Raw genomic sequence first — 26015 nt, forward strand, 5'->3', positions numbered from 1 at the left:
GATAGCTATCAGAACGGCGAATTATATCTTTAGGCGAAACCAATAAAAAAACCCGCAGTCTTTACTGCGGGTTTTTATTTTTTAAGAAGCCGTCTTTATTTTACTTCGAAGGTAATCTTAACATTTACTCTAAACTCAGAAACGGTATCTCCGGTAACAACTGCACTCTGCTCACGTACATAAACTGAGCGAATATTTTTTATTGTCTTTGAAGCTTCCTTAACTGCGTTTGCAGTGGCCTGTTCCCAACTTTTGTTAGAACTCGCCATTACCTCTATAACTTTTAAAACTGCCATAATTATCTATTTTGGTTATTAATTTTTGTTGATTTCTCAATTTACGATAATTCGGGCACTTTAGCATTAAGGATTTGTTAATCTACCTAGCCATTTATAGCTTCAACGCTATTTATGCGACCCTGCAACATCTCCTTAAGCATTGTTTCAATTCCGTTTTTAAGGGTAAAGGTAGAAGACGGGCAACCACTGCAGGCACCCTGTAATACGACCTGTACATTCTTCGTTTCGGGATCGTAATGCTTAAACATGATATTACCACCGTCACTGGCTACAGCCGGCTTTACGTATTCTTCGATGATGTTTGCAATTTCTTTTGACGTATCATCCAGATTTTCAAATTCCTGTTCTTTTTGAGCTTCAACCGCCTGTGGGGTTTTCTTGAAATTTTCAGAAATGATTTCCTTTCCGTCTTCAATCCAGTTTTTGATAAACTCGCGAACTTCCTGGAAAACCGAATCCCATTCGGCAACCTCAAACTTTTGGATACTGACGTAGTTCGAATCCATAAAGACTTCTTTCACAAACGGAAAGTGAAAAAGTTGAAGCGCTAAAGGAGCGTTTTTAGCTTCGTCAATATTTTTAAACTCGAGTGTTTCGGTAACGATCTTTTTGTTAGTTACAAATTTTAGTACGGCAGGGTTAGGAGTACTTTCGGCATAAACCGTAACCGGAATTTTTTTAGAAGAAGCATCTTCAATGATCACAACCCCATTGTCATTCAAAAAGTTTTCTAGCTGACCCGCAAGCTCATCCTGTACATCAATCCAGTCTACAATGCTAAACTTTTCGACTGCAATAAAATTCTGGGAGATGTATACCGTTTTTACAAATGGCAGGTAGAATAATTGCTGGGCTAAAGGCGAATTTTTAGCTTCATCAATGTTATGAAACTCGTAGCTGTTATGATCTACTAAAAATTTATTAGCCTGAAATTTTTTAATTGCAGGATTTGAAGTAGGCTCTATTGTGATTGCAAAATTGCTCATGGTAAAAATTTTGCTGCAAATTTAGCCAATTTAGCCGGGATGCGTATTTTTTTGGGAGCCTAACTCGCGTAGCAGTCATAATTTATTTAGATTTACAGCGTTAGCCTTAAAATAAGACTAACGGCATTTTCATAAGCTTCATGTTGACTAAAAAAATACTCTTCAGTTTATTGCTTTTATGGGGCTTATCGAGCCGGGCACAGGAAGGTATCCCGGTATATTGGGACTATCTTACTGAGAATCTGTATCTGCTGCACCCTTCAATGGCAGGAGCGGCAAACGCTAATCAAATACGTCTTACAGGAAGACAGCAATGGTTTGATGTGGAGGATGCTCCAAATTTGTACACAGCTTCGGTTAATGGTCGGGTAGGAGAGAAAGTAGGTCTTGGTGCCATTTTATTCTCTGATGAAAATGGAAATTTCTCGCAGCGTGGTGTTTTCGCGACTTTTGCCTATCATTTGCTGCTTTCGCGTAATTATGTAGATCTCAATCAGCTTTCTTTTGGTGTAAATGTGGGTGTTATGCAAAACACGCTTGATGAAAGCGCCTTTGATTTGACTGACTTTGACCCGATTATTTCCGGCGGAAGCCAAACCGACAACTACTTCAATGTAGACATCGGGATGTCGTATTACTTCTTGGATTTCTATGCGCACGCTACGGTAAAGAATGTTTTGCCACGCGAGCGCGCCATGTTCACACCTCAATTAGAATCAACAAACCAACGTCGTTATTTGGCCTCTGTGGGTTATGTATTCGGGAAATACAACAGTCCGTGGAGTTATGAGCCTTCTTTGATGTTTCAGGCAACAGATGAAACTCAGGAGGTGAGCATTGATGTTAATGGAAAAGTATACCGCAAATTTGACTGGGGTAAATTATGGGGTGGCCTCTCCTATCGACGCAATCTGGATGGAGCCCAATATTTAAATGGAGATGGAAGCGTTACGAGCCAGCGTTCGCAATACCTTACGCCCTTTGTGGGAGTGACCTACAATCGCTTTTTAGTGGGCTATACCTATACGTATCAGCAAAATGATATTGTGCTGAGCAACGGTTTTCACCAGATCACCCTGGGATATGATTTTGGGGAGCGACGGGAGCCTTATGAGTGCAACTGCCCGGCGATTAACTAAAAGTCAAGAAATTCTACTTCTTTAGTAAAATCAACATCGCTGATTAAGTTGGCAAGTGTGTCTACCGAGGCGTTGGTATAGAACCTGTGACTTCCCTGTTCTGCGGAAGTATTAATCAAAGAATTTAACTCTAAAATCTTTTTGGTTTGAACGGCTACGGCACGACCGCTATCAATGATTTGCACATCAACCGGAAGCATTTCTTTTAGAAGAGGAATCAAATAGGGGTAATGGCTACAACCCAACACGAGGTAGTCAATTTTTTCCGCAATCATAGGATCAAGATAGGATTGGAGTAGTTCGCGCGTTTCGGGCGTGTTGATTAGTCCGTTTTCAATGCGTTCGACCAATCCTTTGCCAATGATTTCAATCACGTTTAATTCGCTCGCATATAGACTTGACGTTCTTGCAAAAAGAGCGCTACTCAAAGTGCCTTTGGTTGCTAAAATGCCTATGGATTTACTTTTGGAAGAAAGCGCTGCAGGTTTAATGGCAGGTTCTATACCTATAAAAGGTACTTTAAAATTCGATCTTAGATAATCTATGGCGTTCGTTGTTGCCGTATTGCAGGCTACAACAATGAGTTTGCAATCCAGTTCCAGTAATTTTTCGGTATTTTTTACAGAAAGCGCCCGAATTTCATCAGCTGATTTTTCGCCATAAGGCGCATTACGGCTATCTGCCAGATAAATACTGCTTTCATTAGGAAGAAGGTTGATCACTTCTTTCCAAATCGAAGTGCCTCCTACGCCGCTGTCAAAAAATCCTATGGGTTGTTTACGCATGGCCCAAAAATAAAAAACTGCCCTTTCGATTGCTCAAAAGGGCAGTGAATTTAAATTATTTTTAAAGAGATTAGATGCCTAATTCTTTTTTCACATCTGGCATAAGGTCGTAACCATCAGCAAGAATTAAACCGGTTCCGGTAGTGCTGTCAAGTACATACTTGAAACCTTTTGCACGAGCTACTTTTTGAATGGCCGTACGTGCTTTTTCGATTATAGGTTGTAATGCTTCACCTTCTTTCTTTTGAAGATCTCTCAAGGCATTCTGACGGTATTCCATAATCTTGTTGCGGGTTTGCTCTACTTCAGCCTGACGCTGTAAATTCGTTTCGTCAGTTTGGTTTGGAGCTTCATTACCGTAACGTGTCATAGTTTTCTTAAGCTCCTCTGCCATACTGTTCATCTCTGCGTCGTATGAGTTTTGTAATTTTTCTAAGTCGGCCTGTGCCTTTTTGTATTCGGGCATAGAGGTAAGCAACTCTTGAGTCGCGATGTGAGCAACTTTTGAATCTTGAGCTTGCATAAATCCTGTCGTTCCTAAAATTAGGGCTAAGGCTACAACTAGGGTTTTAACGTGTTTCATTTTTCTGATATTAAGTGTTATAATTATTTAAAATGTAATTGCCCTTTTAAACTCGTGACCGGAGTAACTTTTTAATTTATTGAATCTTTTTTCTTTTTTCTACTCTCTAAAATACTGTCTCTTCTACGCTGGCGCTCTTCTAAAATTTGTTGTCTGCGCTGCTCGGGTGATAACGTGCCCGGTGGAGTTTCTCCCGGTAAACCTGGTGGATTTCCTGAGGTATTTCCTCCAGATCGTGCCGCTTCAATAGAATCTTTACGACGCTGACGCTCTTCAAGAATTTCTCGTCTGCGACGCTCAAATTCTTCCCGTTTTGCGTTCTGTAACGAATCTCTTGAGGCTCTGCGTGCTTCGATGAGCTGCTCGCGTTCGGTTTGTTTAGCTTCGGCGGCTGCCTCGCGTGATTCCCGTTCACGTACTTCTTCAACACTCAGCGACTCACTGCGCTCTAAATCTTCTTTATCAGAACGTGATTGTACCTGATTGCGTTTTGAAGAGCGTTTGATGCTCAATAAAATCTGATCGCTTACATCGTGACGCTTATCAGCATACAGCATAACTAGGTCTGACGATTTATCAAGTACAAAGTCATATTGTCTGGCATTGCCTATCTCCTGAACCGCATTAAATACCTGATCCTGTATGGGCTCTATGAGAACGCTACGTTGTTTCATTAAATCTCCTTCAGGTCCAAAACGCTTTTGCTGATATTCCAATATTTCATTTTGCATAAAGCGAATCTCATCTTCTCGCTCTTTGATAAGTTCCTGAGTGAGTAACACCCGTTCGTTTTCAAGAGCCTGCTTCATTTGCTCAACTTCGTTGTTTCGCTTTTCAATCTCGCTCTTCCACTCGGCAACGCGTTTGTCGAGTTGGGTCTGAGCTTCCTGATATTCCGGTACATTTTCTAAAATGTAATTCATATCCACGTAACCTATGCGAATACTCCGTTGTGCTTTAGATTCTGTGCCCAGCATAACCAGGATCAGACTGAAAATAAAAACGTGTGTTCTCATAGATACTACTACTTTAGAAAATATCGTGCCAAAATTAAAATTGCTGGCCTATAATGAAGTGTGTCTCCCATCCGTTAGGACCACCCACGGTACCGGGAATAGGATCAAATCCATATCCAAAATCGATACCCAGCAAACCAAAGGCCGGCATAAATATACGAATACCTGCACCAGCAGAACGGTTCACTAAGAACGGATTATAGTCTCTAAAATTGTCAAATGAAGAACCGGCTTCTGCAAATACTAACGCATAAATAGATGCGGAAGGTTTTAAGGTAATAGGGTAACGCAGTTCAAACTCAAACTTGTTGTAGATGGTAGCACCATCATTAGGATCCAAATCAGGATTCTCTGAACGATCTTGTGGAAGTACTGATTGGTTAGGATATCCTCTTAATCGAATTACTTCACGCCCGTCTAACGCAAAACCTCCTAAACCATCACCTCCCAGGAAGAAGCGGTCAAAAGGCGGTATACCGCGGTCGTTATTGTACGCGCCTAAGAAACCAAACTCTGTTTTACTGCTCAAAACCAGTTTACCTATTAATGAAGTAAACCACTGACCCTCAAACTTGATTTTATAATACTCTAGCCAGTTAAAACGTTCCTGGTCAATCTCAGCTACCGCCTGTCGGTCTCCTGCAGCAAGTGCAGCGGCTCTGTCATCGGCAAGCTGTTTGTAATCGGTGCCATTCCATAAGGAGTAGGGAGGGGCAAGCTTAGCCGTTAAATTGAATTTAGACCCAGATCTTGGGAAAATAGGGTTGATGTCTGTTTCGTTACGTGAAATACCGATGGTGTAGGCGAGGTTTTCAGAAGAACCGTTACCAAAGGTAAACAGACCTACATTGTAATTTTTTAAATCAAAATGCTGGAAACTGATCGCATGCGATATGGTAAAAAAGTTATCAGGAACTTCAAGACGTTTAGCCAACCCGATTGAACCACCGGTGATCAAAAACCGTTGATCTTTATCAGGTCTTGCCCGGCCACCACCGCTAAAATCAAAACGGTACTGTACACTATGTGAAAAACTTAACTGTAACTGCACCGGCTTTTTACCTCCCAACCATGGTTCAACGAGTGAAGCACTGTAGGTTTGATAAAAGGTACTGGCCTGAGCACGAAGACTAAATTTTTGTCCATCGCCCATAGGAAGCGGTTTGTAGGCTTCCTTATTAAACAGGTTTTGGATGGAGAAGTTGTTAAACGACAGCCCCAAAGTTCCTACGAAGCCACCGCCACCGTAACCTCCCTGAAGTTCAATCTGGCTGGCACCCTGCTCTACGAGGGCATAGTTGATATCAATAGTACCGTCATACGGATTGGCATTCAAAAACTGCGGATTAAGCTGTTCCGGATCAAAGAAGCCGGTTTGCCCCAATTCACGGGTGGTTTGTAATACAGCTGCCTGGCTGTAACGCTGCCCCGGGCGGGTACGCAGGTTACGGTAAATTACCCGGTCTTTGGTCTTGTCGTTACCGGTTATGGTGATGCGATCAAAATAAGCCAGTTTACCTTCAGTTATACGTATTTCAAAATCTATGGTATCGTTTTCTACGTTGGTTTCAACCGGATTTATAGATGAAAATAAATAACCACTGTTTTTGTAAAGATTAGAGAGGTCGTCTGCATTAGGGTCTCCGTCCTTAGAAATACGTTCCTTTAGTAAGACGCCGTTGTAAACATCTCCTTTTTCAAGACCCAGTTGCCTGGCGAGTTCGCGGTCTGAATACACGGTGTTTCCTAAGAAATCTATGTCACCTATGTAATACTTGTCTCCTTCTTCAACGGTAAGTTTTAGAGTAATTAAATCTTCTCCGCTTTTAATAAGGGTGTCAGAAACGATTCGGGCATCCCTAAAACCTTTCTCCTTGTATTTGTCAATTACAGAAACCTTATCCTCGGCATAGTTTTCTGCGATGTATTTTGAACGTTTCCAAAAGCGAATGAGATTTTTCTGCTTGGTATTTTTCATCTGCTTCCGAAGTTTCGAATCAGATAGTTCATCATTACCAATAAACTCAATTTCTTCGATTTTAACGCGGTCGCTCAATTCAACATTTACAAGCATATCAACCTTTTGACCTGCCAGAGTATCATTTGCGGGTCTTGTGATAATGGTCACCTTAGAATTTAGGTATCCCTCTTTCTTGTATTTGTTTTCGATATAATATTTGGTCTTGGTAATCAGGTTTTCAGTTACCTTGGTACCTTTTTTAAGATCATTGTCTTTAATAATGTCTTTGGTCTTTTTCTCCTTAATACCAGTTATGGTAACCTTGTTAAGTTCAGGCACCTCTTCGATTTCAAATTTCAGATCAACAACATCACCATTGATGGTGGCGTAGAGATTGATATCGCTAAACAGGTCAAGATCCCAAAGCTTTTTAATCACATTACTAATGCGGTCACCGGGAAGGTAAACCTGCTCGCCGGGTCTCAGGCGGGTAAATGCAATTACGGTTTGCTCGTTGTATTGTTTTGCACCTACAACCGATATCTCACCGATGGTATACTGTTTACCGTTTGAAACGGGTAAATCCTGCTGTGCAAAAAGGGAGGTAAACGTAAAACAGCTTACTAATAGGGACATTAAAAGGCGCTGTTTAACAGGCATCTGTTTAATTAATTTGCTCACTCGTCTTTCCAAATCGTCGTTCTCTTTTCTGATAGTTATAAATTGCTTCGTACAGATGTTCTTTTGTAAAATCGGGCCACAAAACCGGCGTAAAATAGAGCTCGGCGTAGGCTATTTGCCATAATAAAAAATTACTTATACGTTGCTCACCGCTGGTGCGTATAAGTAAGTCTACGTCAGGCAAATCGTGCGTGTACAAATGCTCTTTAATGACTGACTCGTTTATTGAATGTGGCGAAATTAAGTTTTTTTTAACTTTTTGACTGATTTCCTGAACAGTTTTTATAAGCTCTTCCCGTGCTCCGTAACTTAAGGCCAGGGTAAGCTTTAAACGCTTGTTAGTCTTTGTTTTTTCAATAACTTCGTTAAGCTCGTTCTGAGCTTTTGCCGGCAGGCTGTTCAGACTTCCAATGGCTGACAGGGAGATGTCGTTATCCTGTAGTGTTTTAATCTCTTTTTTAAGCGAAGACACTAAAAGATTCATCAGGGTGTCAACTTCAAGCTTGGGGCGGTTCCAGTTTTCGGTAGAAAAGGCATAGAGGGTCACATAAGGTACGCCTAGCTCAGCACAAGCTTCGATAGTCTCGCGCACGGCTTTAGTTCCTTTTTTATGTCCTTTAACCCGCAATAATCCTTGATTTTTCGCCCATCGCCCGTTGCCGTCCATAATCACAGCGATATGGGCGGGCAATGTTTCAAGGTTAATCTGGTCTAAAAATTCCATCTAAATTGTTTTAAAAACCGCAATAGCATGGTTGCCTGCCAAAGGTATAAGTTATTGTCAATCCTGAAAACATATACCAGTCATTATTATTGATGTTGCCAAAACTAACACCTCCATACGCCTCATCACCCGGAAAACTTCCGTCCAGATTATCGGCAAAGGTATACCGGGCACCCACTTCAATCGCCAAAACGAAACTACTGCTTACCTGAGCCTTAAAGCCCAGAACCATTGGGATCGCGACGTCAAGCTCGCGATCTGTTTTTACCAAATCATTTTCAACCGCATCAAGTGCAAAAGAATCATGGTAAAAACCGGTAAGACCAGTGTACAGGTAGGGGCTTGCAGGTCTGTTAAAACTGGCGTGCATGTCAAAATCCCAGAAGGTATATTCTACACCCAGCGAGCCTTCAATTAGAGATTTACTAAATTGATAACCCCGATTTTGTCTGCGTAAATCATCACTTTTTAAATCGGAAGCCTGCAGGTTAGCGTATAATAGAGTAGCTCTGAAGGCGTGTCTGGGACTGCGGTTCCATTTGGCAATTCCCCCAAGCACCAGGGCATTCGGATCGATGTAATTGGTTTTACCCACATCTCCTATAAAGTTGCTACCCCCGGCATAGAGCCCTATTTCGTAGGTTTGACCAGCGCCGTTAACCCAGAAAAGCAGCATTAAAATAAGAACTGTAAAATACCTCATCGATTTTAAAAAGTTTGCAAATATAACAATAATGTCTCGTGTCGCATCATGCGATCTGGTTCTTCCTCATAAACAGGAAGTATGCTGATTTATTGTTTAGTTGCGCTTGTCTTCGCCCCAAAGTAGTTTTTTGCGGAGCGTGGTTAAAAACGTGTCCTCTTCAAGCAAAACAAGCTTGATGTTGAATGGGGCTTTGGTGAGTGTCATTTCAGTTTCTACAGGCAAAGTAGCGATGCGTGAATCTAAGGAAACCAAATGATCTGATTCACGACCACTTACTTTCAGTTTTATTACCGTAGAGTCTGGTACCACAATAGGTCTTGCGTTGAGGTTATGCGGAGCGATGGGCGTAATAATAAAACTGGAGGTTTTGGGCATAATAACCGGGCCTCCGCAACTCAGGCTGTACCCTGTAGAGCCTGTGGGAGTAGAAATAATAAGGCCGTCTGCCCAGTAATTGGTGAGGTGTTCCCCATTTAGCGAAGTCTCTACCGAAATCATAGAAGTAGAGTTCTTGCGGCTTACGGTAATCTCATTGAGCGCAAAATTGAGCTCTTCAAGCGTAGCATTGGGAGATGAAGACTTAATGCTTATCAATGACCTTTCGGTAATGCTGTAATTATTTTTTAGAATTTCTTCAACTGAGGAAACCAGCTTTTCTTTACTTACCGTGGCCAGAAAACCCAGTCTACCTGTATTGATGCCTACGATGGGGATATTGAGATCGCGTACATAGGTTATGGTTTGAAGGATGGTTCCATCGCCGCCTATGCTAAAAAATAAGTCATACGAGTTGTCAAGTTCTTCAAAGGTGCTAAAATGCGAGTAAGTCTTGTCAATATCTTCGTTGTCGTGAATAAGCTTCAAAAAATGCTCTTCAATAATGACTTCAACACCTTTCTGATCGAGAAGGTCCAGAAGCTGCTGCACATATTTGCCAGAACCTTCGTGATAGAATTGACCGTAGATACCTACTTTCATAAAGGATAGTTGCTAGATGTTCAGGTATTTTTCGAGATATTCAGAGCGCTCTCTCAATTCTTTGACAAATGCGTCTTCCTGATGCTGCGACACAATGGTGTAGCCATATCTTCTAAAGGCCTGCAATATGGTGTTGAAGCTGGTATCGGCTCCTATTTTAATGGATATCTGAGCGACATCATTAGCGATGCGGGAAATAAAGGCACCTAAAATTTTTCCGTCATTTGATTCTACAATCTGGCTTACTTCGCTAAAACTGTAGTCGTGCAAACCATGCTCTATCACAATAATGCTTCCGGTTTCGTTGAGAAAAGGCGTGTTGTTGAAATAGGTCATAACATCCGCCAGCTCATAATAGCCCAGATAAGTCGCGCTTTCGGCATCAAGCACCGGCATTAAATTGGTGCTGTTTTGCGCGAAGATTTCTACCACATTAAGCCAATTGGTTTCGGTTGTCACAAAAAAGACTTCGTACATATGCGCGTGATCTGCAATTTGCTCTGTAGCTTCCAGGCAATGTACGTCGTTCTCATTAAGGCATCCCACGTAAACTTCTTCACGGGTAATAGGAATGTGAGAATAGGTAGTCTGCGAGAATAATTCCTGCGCATCACCTACCTGACGCTTTTCTTCAAGCGGATCAATGTCTTTTAATATATAATCGGTTATTTCCATAGCTGCTGATATAGCAATTTAATCAAAAAAGTAAGGGGCAACGCCCTGTTACTTTGTATTTTTGCACACAAAGTTACAATTATTGAAATGACTAAATTAAGCGTAAATGTTAATAAGATCGCAACCTTGCGCAATGCGCGAGGGGGTAATGTGCCAGATCTGGTTAAGACCTCTTTAGATATAGAATCTTTTGGTGCACAGGGAATTACTATTCACCCCCGTCCCGATGAGCGGCACATTCGTTATCAGGATGCGCGAGATCTTAAAAAGGTGGTCAAAACCGAATTGAATATCGAAGGAAATCCGGTTGAGAAATTCATCAATCTGGTTCTTGAAGTGAAGCCCGCTCAGGTTACACTGGTCCCTGATGCCGTAGATGCCATTACCTCAAATGCGGGATGGGATACCATCGCGCACCGGTCATTTTTGCAGGAAGTTATCGCAGAGTTTAAATCAAATGGAATACGAACGTCCATATTTGTTGATCCTGTGCCTGAAATGGTAGAGGGAGCTAAAGAAACCGGAACAGATCGAATTGAGTTATATACCGAAGCTTTTGCGGTAGGCTTTAAAGAGGGTCACCCAAATGCGGTGAAGCCTTACGTTGAGGCCGCTTTACTGGCGCAGGATTTGAATTTGGGCCTGAACGCAGGGCACGATCTTTCGCTTGAAAACATTAAGTTTTTTGCAGACAGTATTCCCGGATTGCTAGAAGTTTCTATAGGTCACGCGCTTATTGCCGAAGCACTCTACATGGGCCTTGAAAAGACAATTCAATCCTACTTAAAAGCGCTATCTTAATGAGTTTGCACAGCAGTATCACAGGTGAAGGAAAAGCCTTTGTTATCCTCCACGGATTTTTAGGGATGGGGGATAACTGGAAAACGATGGCCAATCAATTTGCTGATGCCGGTTACGAAGTTCATCTGGTAGATCAGCGCAATCACGGGCGTAGCTTTCACAGTGAGGTTTTTAATTATGATGTGCTGGCGCAGGATTTAAAGGAATATTGTGAAGAGCATGATCTGAGCGATATTATTTTGATGGGACATTCTATGGGAGGTAAAACGGCGATGTTTTTTGCGATGCAATTTCCTGAGCTTCTTGATAAATTAATTATTGCTGATATTGGGCCCAAATACTATCCGCCGCATCATCAGCAAATTTTAGATGGGTTGAAGGCGCTGTCAGAAAGTGATTCTGCCCGTAAATCAAGGGGGGATGCAGATGAGTTCCTCAGTTCACACATCAAAGATTGGGGCACTCGTCAGTTTTTACTAAAAAACCTCTTCTGGCAAAAAGATAAAACACTGGCGCTTCGTGTAAATCTTCCGGTGTTAACACGTGAAGTGGAGGCTATTGGGCAGGCGCTTCCAACTCAAACGGTATATGAGGGTGAAGTACTCTTTTTAAATGGTTTGAAATCAGATTATATTACTTCAGAAGATAAGGCCTTAATTGAGGCGCACTTCCCCAATTCGAAAATAATAGGAATAAAAGATGCCGGTCACTGGCTTCATGCCGAAAATCCGGAAGATTTTTACGCTGAAGTGATGCGTTTTTTGGATAAAGACTAGTTGCTCTTATTAAAAACTTAGTTTATTAAGAAAAAGTCTGGAATATTTAGAGCGTTTAAAGCGCTTAGAGCCGCCTAAAAGGATTTAACATCCTGTTCTCATTATAGTATTCATAAAAATCGTTCAATTATTCTAAGAACTCAGGAAAATTTTATAACATTGTTTCAGAAATTTACTATGCATACATAGCAATTAAGTTTGTTTGTGCATTTCATTTCACTCTTAATCATCAATATTTTAATCCTTATCATGAGAAAAATTTTACTAGCATCCTTATTTCTCCTGGCTTCTGCTACAACGTTTGCGGGAGGTTACCGGGTGGGACTTCAGGGTCAGCGGGCTCTTGCAATGGGGCACACCGGGGTGGCGTATGTGAATACAGCCGAGCTTGCCTTTTTTAACCCGGCCGGATTGGTTTACCTGGAAAATAAACTGAATGTTTCTGCCGGAGGTTTTGGGGTGTTCTCCAGTGTTGCCTGGCAAAACGAAAGCACCGGTCAGTATGCGAAGACCGATAGCCCTATGGGTACACCATTTTACCTGTATGGTTCTTATGCGGTTACCGAATGGATGAGTGCAGGTCTTGCCGTTTACACTCCTTACGGAAGTACGGTAGAATGGCCAACAGACTGGGCGGGATCTCATCTGGTAAATAACATTGAATTGGCGGCGATATTCGTTCAGCCTTTGCTTTCATTTAAGATTAATGATGTTATGAGCATAGGTGGCGGTCCTATTTTCGTTACGGGTAATGTGAATTTTAACCGTAATGCAAACCGTACACTTACTGATCTTGATGGAAATCGTTCCAATATTACAGTAGACGATAGCGGAGTTACCAACTGGGGTTGGTCTCTGGGAGCCTTGTTTAACGTAACAGATAGTTTTAGAATAGGAGCCCATTACCGCTCTGAAATAATCTTAGAATCTACAGAAGGAACGGCTACGTTTGCAAATTTCCCTGACTCACCGCTTACACCGTCAAATGGTGATACCAGTTTTGAGGCATCGCTTCCTTTGCCGGCTGAGCTTACAGTAGGTCTTTCTTACGACTGTGATAAGTGGGTGTTTAACTTTGATTTCACCCGAACGTTCTGGGATGTTTACGAAGATTTAGATATTATTTTCGGTAACGGAAGGGAATCAATCAACCCAAGAAACTACAACAACTCTTCAATTTACAAGTTTGGTGTAGCTTACGCTCCAAGTGATAAATTTACTTTGAGAGCGGGGTATTACTACGATCAGACTCCTATTAAGTCGGGCTATTTTGCGCCTGAAACACCGCGTAACGATGCTAATGGTTTTACTGCAGGTTTGTCATTTGATATTTCAAGCAGTTTTGCTATTGATGCCTCATTCTTATATGTGAGATTTAAAGAAATCAATGAATCATACGATTACGTGGACGACGGTTCTTCTTTCGGTGGGACCTATAAATCAAGTGCCTTTATTCCGGGTATCGGAGTTACCTATAAATTGTAAAAAAGAAGCTATAGCATTATGAAGAATTATATAAAAATATTGGCTCTGTCTTCCGTTTTTCTGGCTGCCTGTGAGGCGGAGCTCGAAAATCCAATCGAAGATGGAGGAGTGTATACCAGTGGCTCAGCAGATTTCTCAAACTACGTTGCAGTAGGAAACTCGTTGACTTCGGGTTACGCAGATGGCGCATTGTATATCACAGGACAGGAAAACAGTTTTCCAAACATTTTGGCCGGGCAGTTTGCCCTGGTAGGCGGCGGTGAGTTTACTCAGCCCTTGGTAGATGACAATCTTGGTGGGCTTTTGGCAAATGGTACCCAAATCACTCAGAACCGTTTTGTGCTTGCGGTAGATGCTCAGGGTAACCCTGCGCCTACGCGATTAAGCGGAACGCCAACTACTGAAATTGGGAATATTTTAAGCGGACCGTTCAATAATATGGGTGTGCCGGGAGCAAAGAGTTTCCATCTGGTTGCTCCGGGATATGGAAATATTGCCGGTGTGGCTGCAGGTGCTGCAAACCCTTATTTTGTGCGTTTTGCCAGCAGTGCTAACGCGACGATTATTGAAGATGCGGCTGCTCAAAGTCCCAGCTTTTTCTCACTTTGGATAGGTAACAACGACATTTTGAGCTATGCTACCAGTGGTGGTGTAGGAGTAGATCAAACCGGAAATGTAAACCCTGCATCTTACGGGCCAAATGATATTACAGATCCTAATGTGTTTGCCGGAGTTTATAGTCAGGAAGTGAACGCGCTAAGTGCTTCAGCTTCAGGTGGGGTTTTGTTTAACATTCCTGATGTTACTTCCATTCCGTTTTTTACCACGGTGCCTAATAATGCGTTAGTGCTTACCGCCGAGCAGGCTGCAAGTCTTACCGGATTTTTCAGAGCTGTGAGTGGTATTTTTATTCAGGGTGCGATTCAGCAAGGAGTTCCTGCAGCTCAGGCTCAGGCATTAGGTGCACAATATGCAATCACTTTTAATGCAGGTCCTAACCGATTTATCATTGATGTACCGGTTACGCAAACCAATCCGCTTGGTTTCCGTCAGATGACTGCAAATGAATTGCTTTTGTTGACGATTAACCAGGGAGCTCTAAGAACTCAGGGTTACGGTTCAGTTGCATTAACTCCTGAAGTGCTTCAGGTTCTGGGAAAACTGCAGGTGGGAGGAACTCCAACACCGCAGGAAGCAGGTCTGGTTTTGGCCGCTGTTAACGGCATTGATGATAAAGATGCTTTGGATACGGCAGAGCTTACCGCCATAGCTAATGCCCAGACAGCGTACAACGCTACGATTTCAGGCGTTGCTCAAGCTAATGGTCTTGCGCTGGTAGATGCCCGTGCAACCCTGCAGCAGTTGGCTAACGGTGGAATCTCCTATGATGCCGGTACCTTAACGTCTACGTTTGCTATGGGTGGTGCGTTTTCGCTAGACGGTGTACATCCTACGCCTCGTGGTTATGCGTATTTGGCAAACCTTGCGATTGATGCGATCAACTCAACGTATGGTTCTACGGTTCCTAAAGTAAATATTGGTGATTACCCTACTATTACTGTTAGTCAGGCTAATTAATATTTAAGTAGGTTTTATGATACAACGCCGTCAGCTACTGACGGCGTTTTTTTATTTTTAAAGAAATTATAACGGGACATCTAATCCCGTCGGGTAAAAATCAAATCTCATGAAAACACTGATAAAACTATTGCTTACCGCTATTGCGGTAATCGTTTTGGGCTATTTGTTGCCCGGCGTTAGCGTCACATCTTTCTTAACCGCTCTAGTTGTGGCTGTAGTGATTGCGTTGCTTCGGCTTATTGTAAAGCCTATACTTATAATCCTCACCTTGCCTATAACGATTATTACATTTGGCTTATTTCTACTTTTTATAAATGCAATTATCATTTTGCTGGCGGGGTATTTTGTAAGCGGTTTTGTTGTAGATGGAATTTGGTGGGCATTGATTTTTAGCTTGTTGCTATCACTCTTTCAATCGGTGCTTTTCGCCCTAATTAAAGAAGAATAGAAGTAAGCTGAATGCTAAGTGGTTATAAACTTTGCAGGCGTCTAAAAAAGATGTACTTTTGCACTCCAAATTTTATAGGAAAATTCCACTAGAAGATGAATATTACACGAGAGAATATTGATGAGCTCAATGCAGTACTCAAAGTAGATATTGCTAAAGATGACTACAGCGAGAAAGTGCAAAAGGTACTGAAGGATTACCGTAAATCTGCAAACATTCCCGGTTTTAGAAAGGGACACGTGCCTATGGGCCTTGTGCAAAAGCAGTACGGTAAAGCGGTAAAGGTTGATGAAGTAAACAAATTGCTTCAGGATAACCTTCAAAAATACCTGACTGAAGAAAAACTGGATGTTTTAGGTAACCCGCTTCCTAAAGGTCAGGATGGTCTTAACTGGGATGAGGATAACTATACCTTTGAGTTCGAGTTGGGATTGTCTCCAAAATTTGAAGTAGATCTTCAGCCTAAAGAAGCGATCACCAGCTACAAAATAGTTGTTGATGATAAAATGCTTGACAATCAGATCAAGACCATTCAGAAACAATACGGTAAAATTACCAGCAAGCAGGAAGTTGAAGCAGGCGATGAAGTGAGTGGTACTTTTGTAAATGAAGAAGCTGATCTTGATAAAAAAACCACTTTTGAGGTAGATAAACTAAAAGGAAAGGCAAACACTTCAGCCTTTATGGGTGCTAAAGTGGGTGATGTAATCACAGTTACTACTAAAGGTTTATTTGCTGAGGCAGGTGATTACCGTGCTTACCTTGGGCTTTCTGAAGAGGAGGCTAAAGAGCAAAATTTGGAAGTGTCTTTCACCATCGCTGAGGTAAATCACAGAGAGCCTGCAGATTTAGATCAGGAGCTTTTTGATAAATTATATGGTAAAGGTGTTGTGACTTCGGTTACTGAGCTTCGCGAAAAAATCAAAGAAGAGGGAGAGGCTCAATTTCAACAACAGAGCGATCAGCAGTTGTTAAATGATGTGACTGAAAAGTTAATTGAGAACACCAAATTTGATTTACCTGCAGAGTTCCTGAGGAAATGGATTCAGCAAAGCGGAGAGAAGGAATTGACTTTTGAAGAAGCAGCTGAAGAGTATGAGCGTTCTGAAAAAGGACTGCGTTACCAGCTAATCGAAGGTAAAATCATAGCTGATAACAACCTGCAGATTACTTTCGAAGAAATCAAAGCCTACGCTAAAGATATGATCAAGGCTCAAATGGCTCAATACGGTCAGGCAAATCCGGCAGACGAAGAGTTAGAAGGTATTGCTGCGCGCATTTTGAGCAATCAGGATGAAGTGCGTCGTCTTTCTGAGCAGTTGATGAATAAAAAATTGCTTGATTTCTTTAAAGAAAACGTTAAGTTAAAAGAGAAGGAAGTAACCTTTGATGAGTTTGTCAAAGAAGTTTACAACTAGTAATTCTCTAAATTATATAGTATCTTTAAGGCGTTTTAACTTTGAGTTGAAACGCCTTTTTGCTTACAAATCTAAAGGTGTGTCAGCACCTTTTTTAATGAGATCAATTTTTGAGAATTCAGTTCTCAGAACTTTTAAAAAATCACTATGAATTACGCAGAAGAATTTAAAAAATATGCTATAAAAGATCAGGGTGTTAGCAGTACATACTATGATAAAATTATGAGTAGTATGTATCCTGTGGGGCTTACTCCAAATATTATTGAGGAGCGTCAGATGAATGCTGTTGCAATGGACGTATTCTCGCGATTAATGATGGATCGTATCATTTTCCTGGGAACCGGGATTAACGATCAGGTAGCAAATATTGTCCAGGCACAGTTACTGTTTTTAGAAAGTACCGATGCTTCTAAAGATATTCAGATTTACATCAACTCACCGGGTGGTAGTGTATATGCCGGGTTAGGTATTTACGACACTATGCAGTTTATAAAGCCTGATGTTGCTACGATCTGTACCGGTATGGCGGCTTCTATGGGAGCAGTGCTATTATGTGCGGGTGCCAAAGGTAAGCGTAGCGGTCTTACGCACTCACGCGTGATGATTCACCAGCCGTTAGGCGGAGCTCAGGGTCAGGCAAGTGATATTGAGATTACAGCCCGCGAGATCATTACCTTAAAAGAGGAGTTGTACAAAATCATTTCAAAGCACTCCGGGCAGCCTTATGAGAAGGTTTATGAAGACAGTGACCGCGATTACTGGATGAAAGCCGATAAGGCGCTTGAGTACGGTATGATTGATGAAATACTCGCAAGAGAATAAAAAAATAGCAGGCAAAGCCTGTAAATACGGTTTTAAAGCACTGCTTTAAGATCAAAATGATTGAATTATGGCGAAAGAAGAATTAGAATGTTCCTTTTGTGGTCGTAAAAAGCCCGAGACCAATTTGCTTATAGCAGGTCTTGATGCGCACATTTGCGACCGTTGTATTGAGCAGGCTCATGGCATTGTGCTTGAAGAAGCAAAGGACATCAACAAAAACAACCTGAACAGCGACCTGACGCTTAAAAAGCCCAAGGAGATTAAAAGCTTTTTAGATGAGTACATCATCGGGCAAGATTTTACCAAAAAAGTGATGTCAGTAGCGGTATACAACCACTACAAGCGCTTGCTGCAACCTGATACTGAAGATGATATTGACATTCAAAAGAGTAATATCGTAATGGTAGGGCAAACCGGTACGGGTAAAACCCTTATGGCAAAAACCATTGCCCGTATGCTTAATGTGCCTCTGGCTATTGTAGACGCGACCGTGTTGACCGAAGCTGGTTACGTGGGTGAAGATGTAGAAAGTATTTTGACACGTTTGCTTCAGGCTGCCGATTACAATCTGGAAAAGGCCGAGCGCGGTATTGTATTTATTGATGAAATTGATAAAATCGCCCGTAAGAGCGACAATCCATCGATAACCCGTGACGTGAGTGGAGAAGGTGTTCAACAGGCTTTATTGAAATTGCTTGAAGGTACTACGGTAAACGTTCCGCCAAAAGGAGGGCGAAAGCATCCGGATCAGAAATTTATCGAAGTCAATACCGAGCATATCCTGTTTATTGCCGGTGGTGCTTTTGACGGTATTGATCGCGTGATCAGCAAGCGTCTCAATATGCAGGCAGTAGGGTTTAGCGCCAGTATGAGCGATGAGGTTATTGAGCGCGATAATTTGCTTAAGTACATCATACCAAAAGACCTGAAAGATTTTGGACTGATTCCTGAAATCATTGGTCGTTTACCGGTCTTGACGCATATGGATCCCTTAGATGCAGCTACCTTAAGAGCTATCTTAACCGAGCCTAAAAACGCAATCATTAAGCAATACGAAAAGCTTTTTGATATGGACGATATCGAATTTGAAATCACTCCGGAAGCTTTAGATTATATCGTTCAAAAAGCTATTGAATACAAGCTAGGAGCCCGCGGATTACGTTCCTTATGTGAAGCTATTTTTACCGATGCTATGTTTGAGCTTCCCAGTTCAGATGTTTCGGAATTTAAGGTAGATAAGGAATACGCTGAGTTTAAGCTTGAAAAGTCAACGATAAAAAAGCTTAAAGCAGTTTCTTAAACCGCATGTTATAAAATAGAAAAAGCCCGGTAAATTTGATTTACCGGGCTTTTTTTGATCCTATTTCAGCGGATTTGGTAACTGTAAATATTGAGTGCTTTTTGACCCAGTGCATCTTTATCTGAACTGAAAAATCCGGAAGATTCTGAAGCAGGAATTAGGCCCACTTCATTTGCTGCACTATTTATAGACCTTCCTAAATTTTGAGGCTTGCTATAATCTCCCTGATTGGTATAGCAAAGGTACAAATCAAAACCGCCGAAGCCCCGGGTGTTGTTTGAAGCGAAATACATTTGACTACCATAATCGTTGAGGCTGGGAAAATTTTCATCTGCTGCCGTATTGACCTGAGATCCCAGATTTTTAGGACTTCCCAGGCTTCCGTCAGCGTATACACGGGCAACGTAAATATCGTAACCTCCAAAGCCACCGGGCTTGTTGCTTGCAAAATAAAGCAGATCGCCATCAGAGTTAAGCCAGGGGTTTTCAATAGAATAAGGGGCTTCAACAGCGAGTACTTTTTTGGGATTGCGCCATAAATGACTCAGCTTTGAACCGCGCTCTGCCGTATAAAGTTCAAGGGACATGGAGTTCTCTTTTGCTTTGGTGTAATACACCCGTTTCAGATCTAATGAAAAGGTGAGGCCACCATGATTTTCTGTTCCTGTAAAGATACCGGGTAGCAAATGCGGCTGTTCCCAGAGGTGCGATTTTTTTCTGAATCCGAGTAATTTGAATTCACTCTGATCAAAAAGGCTTCTTTTTGCTGAATTGACTTTTCGGTTTGAAACGACAATTAAGTTGTTGTCATAAAAACCTGTGGCATATTCCTGAGCCGTAGTATTAAAAGGCAGTTCTTCGGTATAGAAATATACAGAAGGAAGCTTGTCAAAATCAGAAGGTGTGGGGGTTTCGTTGCGTAAAGCTAAATCGTGATCACGTAGTTTGCTTTGTGCCGGCAGTAATCCTGAGTTGAGGATTACTGCCAGAGTCAAAGCGAGTAACTTTGAGTAAAAGTAATGTGAGTTTTGATTTGTTACGTCCAAGCTAGGGGATAGGGGGGACATACACTAATATTTTAGTTTAAGGGTTTTAAAATTCGTTGAAAGGTTTTAGGTGTTCATATTGGTTTGCGATCCTACCTGGTTTAACACATACAATTCTTCAAGCATTTCGCGGCTGTTGCTCAGGCGGGGAACCTTATGCTGGCCACCCAGCTTGTTTTTTGATTTTAACCAGTCGTAGAATAAGTCTGTTCGGGCGAAATGAATTTTTGGGGGATTCAGGGTCATGTTATTTTTCCGCTTTGCTTCATAATCGCTATTGATTTCCTGTAGCGCTTTGTCAAATACGTTTTCAAACTCGGTTTTATTGTGGGGCAGTACCTTAAATTCTATAAACCATTCGTGAGCACCCTTTTCTCTGCCTTCCATAAAAATGGGGCCGGCGGTATAATCTACAATTTCAGAATGGGTTAGCGCGGTTGCCTTTTTAAGTGCCTGCTCGGCATTTTCGATAATCAACTCTTCGCCAAAGGCATTGATGTGATGCTTGGTACGCCCGCTTACACGAATGCGATACGGGTTTATTGAGGTGAAGCGAATGGTATCACCTACTTTATACCGCCAAAGTCCGGAATTTGTGGTGATGACGATGGCATAGTTTTTACCTACTTCAACTTCTGAGAGCGAAATGATTTTTTGTTCAGGCTGCCCGTAGGCGTCCATTGGGATAAACTCGTAAAAGATACCATAGTCCAGCATCAGGAGGAGGTCGCTTGAACCGTTTCGATCCTGAATAGCAAAGAAACCTTCTGAAGCATTATAAATCTCGTAATACTTAAAATGGTGTCTGGGCAGAATTTTTTGATACTGCTCGCGATAGGGTTCAAAACTTACACCGCCGTGAAAGTAGACTTCCAGATTTGGCCAGATTTCAAAGAGTTGTTTTTTGCCGGTGGTTTCTAAAATATTATTAAGCAAAACCAGCATCCAAGAAGGTACTCCAGCGAGGCTGGTTACGTTTTCCTGAATGGTTTCCTGCACGATGGCTTTCATCTTGACTTCCCAATCACTCATCAGCGATACCTCGTTGCCGGGAGTGCTGCTAAATTCGGCCCAGAAGGGCATATTGTCTATTAAGATAGCCGAGAGATCCCCATACGAAGTGCCGTTGCTCTCATACAAACGTTTGCTGCCGCCCAGTCGCAGACTTTTTCCTGTAAATAGTTGCGAGTCGGGATTGTTGTTGAGGTACACGCAGAGCAAATCTTTACTGGCAGCATAGTGGCAATCTTCAAGTGCTTCGGGACTTACTGGGATGTATTTACTCTTGGCATTGGTGGTGCCGCTGCTTTGCGCAAAAAGTTTTACCGGAGAGGGCCAAAAGATGTTGCTTTCGCCCTGACGGCCGCGCTCAATCATGTCGCTTACCTGCTCGTAATTGGTAACCGGTACCCGGTCTGCAAAATCCCGGTAGGAGCGTATTTCTTTAAAACCGTATTGTTTTCCGATTTCGGTATTTCTAGCTTTTTGAATAAGCTTGTGCAAAAGCTCGTGCTGTACATCGTGCGGATACTTCAAAAACAACTCCATCTGATGAATCCTTTTTTTTAGGAACCAGCTGGCGATGGAATTGACTAAGGGTATCGGCATTTTGTTAGTATATTTGAGCTTTTAATTCTAAAATCGGTAAAAAAGAGCGTTTAAAATTAGCTTTTTTTTAACTGAAATCTTCAACATCACTCAAATTTATGCAATACCAGGGCGTACTTACCAAGATGCAAACCGAGCTTGATCATCCCGTGCAATATTATCTGGTTTTTGAAAATGATTTTATTCACGTTAATCAGCTTTTAGACAAAGAAATACGTATTGAATTCTTAAAATACCAGTGTCTCGCCTGTGGGTTGAATAAAAAAATCTACCGCCAGGGGTATTGCTACGAAGATTTCTATAAAGTGCCACAGGCTGCCGACTGGATTATGAAGCCCGAACTGAGCAAGGCCCATCTCGATGAAGAAGACCGCGATCTCGACTATGAGAAGAAGGTTCAACTGCAGCCACATATTGTATACCTGGCCAACTCGAGCAACATCAAAGTAGGAGTAACCCGTAAAACTCAGGTTCCCACGCGTTGGATTGATCAGGGTGCGCACGAGGCCATAGAAATCGTTGAGGTGCCTAATCGTTATCTCGCCGGCATCACTGAAGTTGCCTTAAAAGACCATATCGCAGATAAGACCAACTGGCGCAAGATGCTTACTAATGATATTGAAGACGAAGATCTGGTCGCCACACGCGATGCGCTAAAGCAATATATTCCTGAGGAGGCGTTAGAATATTTTATCGCTAGTAACTCAGAAACCAATATTGAGTTTCCGGTGTTGCAGTATCCCACCAAATTGAAAAGCCTGAATCTGGAAAAAACACCCGAGTATCAGGGCGTGCTTAAGGGTATAAAAGGCCAATACCTACTTTTTGAGGATGGGACCGTCTTTAATGTGCGCAATTCTGAAGGTTACGTGGTGAGCATCTCTGTTTCCGCCTAAAAGCCCATAGCCAAAGCCTTTGTATTTCATTTTTTTGGACTAATTTAAAGTCTCAGACGAACTTTTTTCAAATTTTTTAAACTAATTCGTTAGTTAAACTAATATTTTAGTTATATTTGAAGTGTTCAGGAACAAAAAACTAATCCCTAACTAGTTAGAAATTATGAAACAACTTACCAAAGCAGAAGAAGAAATCATGCAAATCCTATGGGATTTGGGAGAAGGCAATGTGGCAAGCATTCTGGAGGAAATGCCCGAGCCGAAGCCGGCTTACAACACCGTATCTACCATTGTGCGTATTCTGGAGACCAAAGAATTTGTAGGCTATAAAAAACAGGGCAGGGGGCACATCTACTTTCCACTCGTGGCCAAGTCAGACTACAGCAGCGCTTCGATGTCAAAAATGGTCAACGATTACTTCAACGGGAGTTTTAAAAGCATGGTCTCCTTTTTCGTCAAGAAAAAAGAGATGAGTGCCAGCGAACTCGAATCTATTTTAAAGGAAATCAATAAAAAAGACGATTAATTATGGTACGGTATCTACTCGAAGTTTTTGTGATTCAGGCGTTGTTTTTGGCGGTGTACCAGTTTTGGTTGCGCAAAGAAACCTTTTTCAACGTCAATCGCGCCTATTTAATAGGTAGTGCGCTGGTGGCTTTTGCCCTGCCGTTTATGCAGTTTGAAATCTTTCAAAATCAAATTCCGCTTCGCGAAAACATTACATTTTTGCCTGAAGTGGTGATCAATGCCGCGGCACCGCAGGCAACTCCGGTAGCCGCTGAAACACAAACCGACTGGAGTATATACTGGCTTATTTACGCAGCCGGAGTGTTTTTCAGTACCGGAATGCTATTTCGCAAATACCTGGATATCAAGCGCTATTTCCGATTTAAAAAGCCTTCGGAAAGCGGAACGAACATTATCGAAATTCCAAATAGCGATGCCGCTTTTACCTTTTTAGGAACCATTTTTCTGGGTGAAAAAATCAACGCCGAAGCACGCCGGCATATTTTGGCGCACGAGGAGGTGCACCTGAAGCATTGGCATGGGCTTGACCTGATGCTGTTTGAAGTACTGCGCGTAGTATTCTGGTTTAATCCGCTGGTGTACGTTTATCAAAACAAAGTAGCCGAGCTGCACGAGTACATTGCAGATGCCCACGCACTGCGTAAAACCGAAATTAAATCCTATTATAATCAGTTGCTCAATACCGCTTTCGGTACGCAACAGATTTCATTCATCAATACTTTTTTCAATCATTCATTAATCAAAAAACGAATCGTTATGTTACAAAAACAATCAAAAAGCAATGCAAAATGGAAGTATCTCTTCCTGCTCCCCCTTATCGCCGGTATTCTCACCTATGTGGGTTGTACCGATGATAACGGTCTAGCCGAAAATGAGAGTGCGCTAAGTCTGGAGGAGCAGATCGCAGATCTAGAAGCTACAATTGACTCAAAAGATGAGATAAGTTCTGAAGAAAGGGCTATGGTGGGTAAATTATTAGATAAGGCTAATAGGAAAATGGATGGTCTTGTGCCTCCACCTCCACCTCCACCAAAACCATATAGTGTAGCTTTAGATGAGGCACCTGTAGGTGAAGAAGTGGAAATAATAGAAGTCGTGGAGACTAAAAGTCAGGAGGTTATAAATGACGTGCCTTTTGCCGTTGTCGATGAAGTACCTATTTTTCCAGGTTGCGAATCTTACGGTCAAGAAGCTAAAAAGGAGTGTATGTCTAATTTGGTTTCTCAGTTCGTGAATAAGAATTTCAATACAAGTTTGGGTGAAGAATTAGGCCTTACAGGTATCAATCGTATTTATGTACGTTTTAAAATTGATAAAAATGGTCGAGTTACCGATATAGCTTCTCGTGCTTTACATCCAAAATTGGAGGAAGAAGCTATTCGTGTCGTGAGTATGTTACCCAACATGACTCCGGGGAAACAACGTGGAGATGCTGTAAATGTATTGTATTCACTTCCTATTGTTTTTCAGACAAACTAAATATGCATAAACTTTATCTATTTATTTTTTTAATACTAGCCAGCCGGGCCGAAGCACAAGCTGTTTCGGCCTCGGTCGTTGCAGACAGCCTGTATGCTGTGGGTAACTACAGCGAGGCCATAGCCGAATATGAAAGCCTGGATAATAAAGACACTTCTGTCTACCTTAAACTCGCGCGCGCGCATCAGGCAAAAGGGACACTTGATGATGCTCTCAATTACTATGCGCAGGCCGCAACCGGTACCGATGAAGTCATTGCGATGAATGAATATGGTAAACTGCTCATAACCAAGCGTAAATTCAAAGAGGCCGATTCGGTTTTTACCGAATTGATCAACGTCTATCAAACCAATCCCGATTTCTATTACCAGCGCGGAAGAGCAAAAGAAATGATCCCTCGTAATATCAGAATAGACGCAACCGATTCTACCACGACTTCAGCACAAAGAATTATTCCGCATATATTGGATTATAAGAAAGCCGTTGCATTAGACAGTACCCATCAGAAAGCATTAGGTGAACTAGCCGTTTTTTATTTAAAGCGGAAGGAGTATCCTATGGTTGAAAAATTAGCCTTTAAAGCTCTGGAAAGCTATCCTACCAATGTGGAAATCATCAGTACACTGGCGCAGAGTTATTATTACAAAGGCTGGAATGAAGAGGCGATTACCTGGTTTGAACGATTAATCGAACTGGGTCAAAGCACGCAATTCATTCACGAGAAACTGGGGAATTCGTATTACAAAGACCGGATGTACGAGAAATCAATCGAACAATATCTGGAAGCTTTAGATTTTTCACCTGAAGATGATTACCTCCACGCCACGCTCGCCAAGCTATACAATCACGTTGAAGATTTGGAAGCTGCAGAAATGCATGGATTGCTGGCAGTGCTTTATAAAGACCAGTCGATTGAAGAGGAATACTACACCCTTTCCCGCACTTATGAGATGAAAAAAGACTGGAAAAACGCGATGAAATATGCCAATCGTGCTTTGGAAGAAAACCCGGATCATAAAAATGCCGAATACACCAAAGTCATCGTAGCAGATAATTATTACGAAGACCGGCGTGCAGTCTTAAAGCTCTATGAAGATTTTATAAAGAAATACAGCGATGGCGAGTATGCCAAATACGACCCGGTATTGCGCCTCGCCCGCGAACGTCGCGACAAACTCAATCGCGAGATTTTTATGGCAGACGGCGAGGAGCAATAATAAACACCGTCACATCGAGCGCAGTCGAGGTGTTTTTAAATCCCTCAAATAATAATAGCAATAACATAACAATACTTG

25 protein-coding genes are annotated in these 26015 nt (G+C 41.9%); 13 read left to right on the top strand and 12 right to left on the bottom strand.

Annotated features, from left to right (window positions below; genetic code table 11):
- Positions 1-95 precede the first annotated feature (95 nt).
- Entirely contained in the window at positions 96-296 is a 201-nt protein-coding gene (locus CJ305_RS02820) for a dodecin family protein (protein ID WP_099644703.1), read from the bottom strand.
- A gap of 86 nt (positions 297-382) precedes the next feature.
- Complete coding sequence (locus CJ305_RS02825) at positions 383-1285, bottom strand: NifU family protein (RefSeq protein WP_099644704.1); 903 nt, start codon at positions 1283-1285, stop codon at positions 383-385.
- 140 nt (positions 1286-1425) lie between these two features.
- Between CJ305_RS02825 and CJ305_RS02830 the strand changes: the two genes are divergently transcribed.
- Positions 1426-2424: a PorP/SprF family type IX secretion system membrane protein gene (locus CJ305_RS02830; RefSeq protein ID WP_099644705.1), complete on the top strand. Its 999-nt coding sequence runs from the start codon at positions 1426-1428 to the stop codon at positions 2422-2424.
- Here CJ305_RS02830 and murI read toward each other — a convergent pair.
- The 8 genes from murI to CJ305_RS02870 form a co-directional block, all read right to left on the bottom strand.
- The gene (murI, locus tag CJ305_RS02835; RefSeq protein ID WP_099644706.1) at positions 2421-3209 is read right to left on the bottom strand and encodes a glutamate racemase; all 789 of its coding nucleotides are present in this window, start codon (positions 3207-3209) and stop codon (positions 2421-2423) included. The two genes, CJ305_RS02830 and murI, sit on opposite strands and share 4 nt — an antisense overlap.
- 70 nt (positions 3210-3279) lie before the next feature.
- The gene (locus CJ305_RS02840; protein ID WP_099644707.1) at positions 3280-3792 is read right to left on the bottom strand and encodes an OmpH/Skp family outer membrane protein; all 513 of its coding nucleotides are present in this window, start codon (positions 3790-3792) and stop codon (positions 3280-3282) included.
- Positions 3793-3863: 71 nt separating this feature from the next.
- On the bottom strand, positions 3864-4808 hold the full coding sequence (locus CJ305_RS02845; RefSeq protein WP_099644708.1) for an OmpH/Skp family outer membrane protein: 945 nt from the start codon (positions 4806-4808) through the stop codon (positions 3864-3866).
- 34 nt (positions 4809-4842) lie between these two features.
- Positions 4843-7404: an outer membrane protein assembly factor BamA gene (gene bamA, locus CJ305_RS02850; protein WP_223248785.1), complete on the bottom strand. Its 2562-nt coding sequence runs from the start codon at positions 7402-7404 to the stop codon at positions 4843-4845.
- Positions 7405-7432: 28 nt separating this feature from the next.
- A complete protein-coding gene (locus CJ305_RS02855; protein ID WP_099644710.1) occupies positions 7433-8173 on the bottom strand; it encodes an isoprenyl transferase in 741 nt (246 codons plus the stop codon).
- Positions 8174-8183: 10 nt separating this feature from the next.
- On the bottom strand, positions 8184-8876 hold the full coding sequence (gene porG, locus CJ305_RS02860) for a type IX secretion system protein PorG (RefSeq protein ID WP_099644711.1): 693 nt from the start codon (positions 8874-8876) through the stop codon (positions 8184-8186).
- Between the two features lie 96 nt (positions 8877-8972).
- Positions 8973-9857, bottom strand: coding sequence for an NAD kinase (locus CJ305_RS02865; protein WP_099644712.1), 885 nt, complete (start codon positions 9855-9857; stop codon positions 8973-8975).
- Between the two features lie 12 nt (positions 9858-9869).
- Positions 9870-10532 (bottom strand): CBS domain-containing protein, encoded by a 663-nt coding sequence (locus tag CJ305_RS02870; protein WP_099644713.1) that lies wholly within the window; start codon positions 10530-10532, stop codon positions 9870-9872.
- 87 nt (positions 10533-10619) lie between these two features.
- On the opposite strand from CJ305_RS02870, the gene CJ305_RS02875 reads away from it, so the two are divergent.
- From CJ305_RS02875 to clpX, 8 genes are all read left to right on the top strand, one after another.
- Positions 10620-11333 (top strand): pyridoxine 5'-phosphate synthase, encoded by a 714-nt coding sequence (locus tag CJ305_RS02875; protein WP_099644714.1) that lies wholly within the window; start codon positions 10620-10622, stop codon positions 11331-11333.
- Entirely contained in the window at positions 11333-12109 is a 777-nt protein-coding gene (locus CJ305_RS02880) for an alpha/beta fold hydrolase (RefSeq protein ID WP_099644715.1), read from the top strand. The genes CJ305_RS02875 and CJ305_RS02880 overlap by 1 nt, the downstream gene beginning before the upstream one ends.
- 249 nt (positions 12110-12358) lie before the next feature.
- A complete protein-coding gene (locus CJ305_RS02885; protein ID WP_099644716.1) occupies positions 12359-13594 on the top strand; it encodes an OmpP1/FadL family transporter in 1236 nt (411 codons plus the stop codon).
- A gap of 18 nt (positions 13595-13612) precedes the next feature.
- Positions 13613-15172, top strand: a complete 1560-nt coding sequence (locus tag CJ305_RS02890; RefSeq protein ID WP_099644717.1) for an SGNH/GDSL hydrolase family protein — start codon at positions 13613-13615, stop codon at positions 15170-15172.
- A 109-nt stretch (positions 15173-15281) separates the two neighbouring features.
- Positions 15282-15623, top strand: coding sequence for a phage holin family protein (locus CJ305_RS02895; RefSeq protein ID WP_099644718.1), 342 nt, complete (start codon positions 15282-15284; stop codon positions 15621-15623).
- Positions 15624-15718: 95 nt separating this feature from the next.
- A complete protein-coding gene (tig, locus tag CJ305_RS02900) occupies positions 15719-17041 on the top strand; it encodes a trigger factor (RefSeq protein WP_099644719.1) in 1323 nt (440 codons plus the stop codon).
- 147 nt (positions 17042-17188) lie between these two features.
- Positions 17189-17863: an ATP-dependent Clp endopeptidase proteolytic subunit ClpP gene (gene clpP / locus CJ305_RS02905; RefSeq protein ID WP_099644720.1), complete on the top strand. Its 675-nt coding sequence runs from the start codon at positions 17189-17191 to the stop codon at positions 17861-17863.
- Between the two features lie 67 nt (positions 17864-17930).
- Entirely contained in the window at positions 17931-19163 is a 1233-nt protein-coding gene (gene clpX, locus CJ305_RS02910) for an ATP-dependent Clp protease ATP-binding subunit ClpX (protein WP_099644721.1), read from the top strand.
- A gap of 65 nt (positions 19164-19228) precedes the next feature.
- Here the strand turns inward: clpX and CJ305_RS02915 are convergent, their stop codons facing one another.
- Complete coding sequence (locus tag CJ305_RS02915) at positions 19229-20158, bottom strand: TolB-like translocation protein (RefSeq protein ID WP_189319367.1); 930 nt, start codon at positions 20156-20158, stop codon at positions 19229-19231.
- A gap of 117 nt (positions 20159-20275) precedes the next feature.
- Positions 20276-21817: a GH3 auxin-responsive promoter family protein gene (locus tag CJ305_RS02920; protein WP_099644723.1), complete on the bottom strand. Its 1542-nt coding sequence runs from the start codon at positions 21815-21817 to the stop codon at positions 20276-20278.
- Positions 21818-21915: 98 nt separating this feature from the next.
- Between CJ305_RS02920 and CJ305_RS02925 the strand changes: the two genes are divergently transcribed.
- The 4 genes from CJ305_RS02925 (at position 21916) to CJ305_RS02940 (ending at position 25937) form a co-directional block, all read left to right on the top strand.
- Positions 21916-22713 carry a DUF2797 domain-containing protein gene (locus tag CJ305_RS02925; RefSeq protein WP_099644724.1) on the top strand — a complete coding sequence of 266 codons (798 nt, stop codon included), beginning with the start codon at positions 21916-21918 and terminating at the stop codon, positions 22711-22713.
- Between the two features lie 163 nt (positions 22714-22876).
- Entirely contained in the window at positions 22877-23239 is a 363-nt protein-coding gene (locus CJ305_RS02930) for a BlaI/MecI/CopY family transcriptional regulator (protein WP_099644725.1), read from the top strand.
- 2 nt (positions 23240-23241) lie between these two features.
- Positions 23242-24720, top strand: coding sequence for a M56 family metallopeptidase (locus tag CJ305_RS02935; RefSeq protein ID WP_099644726.1), 1479 nt, complete (start codon positions 23242-23244; stop codon positions 24718-24720).
- Between the two features lie 2 nt (positions 24721-24722).
- Entirely contained in the window at positions 24723-25937 is a 1215-nt protein-coding gene (locus CJ305_RS02940; RefSeq protein WP_099644727.1) for a tetratricopeptide repeat protein, read from the top strand.
- The last annotated feature ends 78 nt before the right edge of the window (positions 25938-26015 follow it).

It is taken from the genome of Leeuwenhoekiella nanhaiensis (genome assembly GCF_002744755.1).
GTDB lineage: Bacteria > Bacteroidota > Bacteroidia > Flavobacteriales > Flavobacteriaceae > Leeuwenhoekiella > Leeuwenhoekiella nanhaiensis.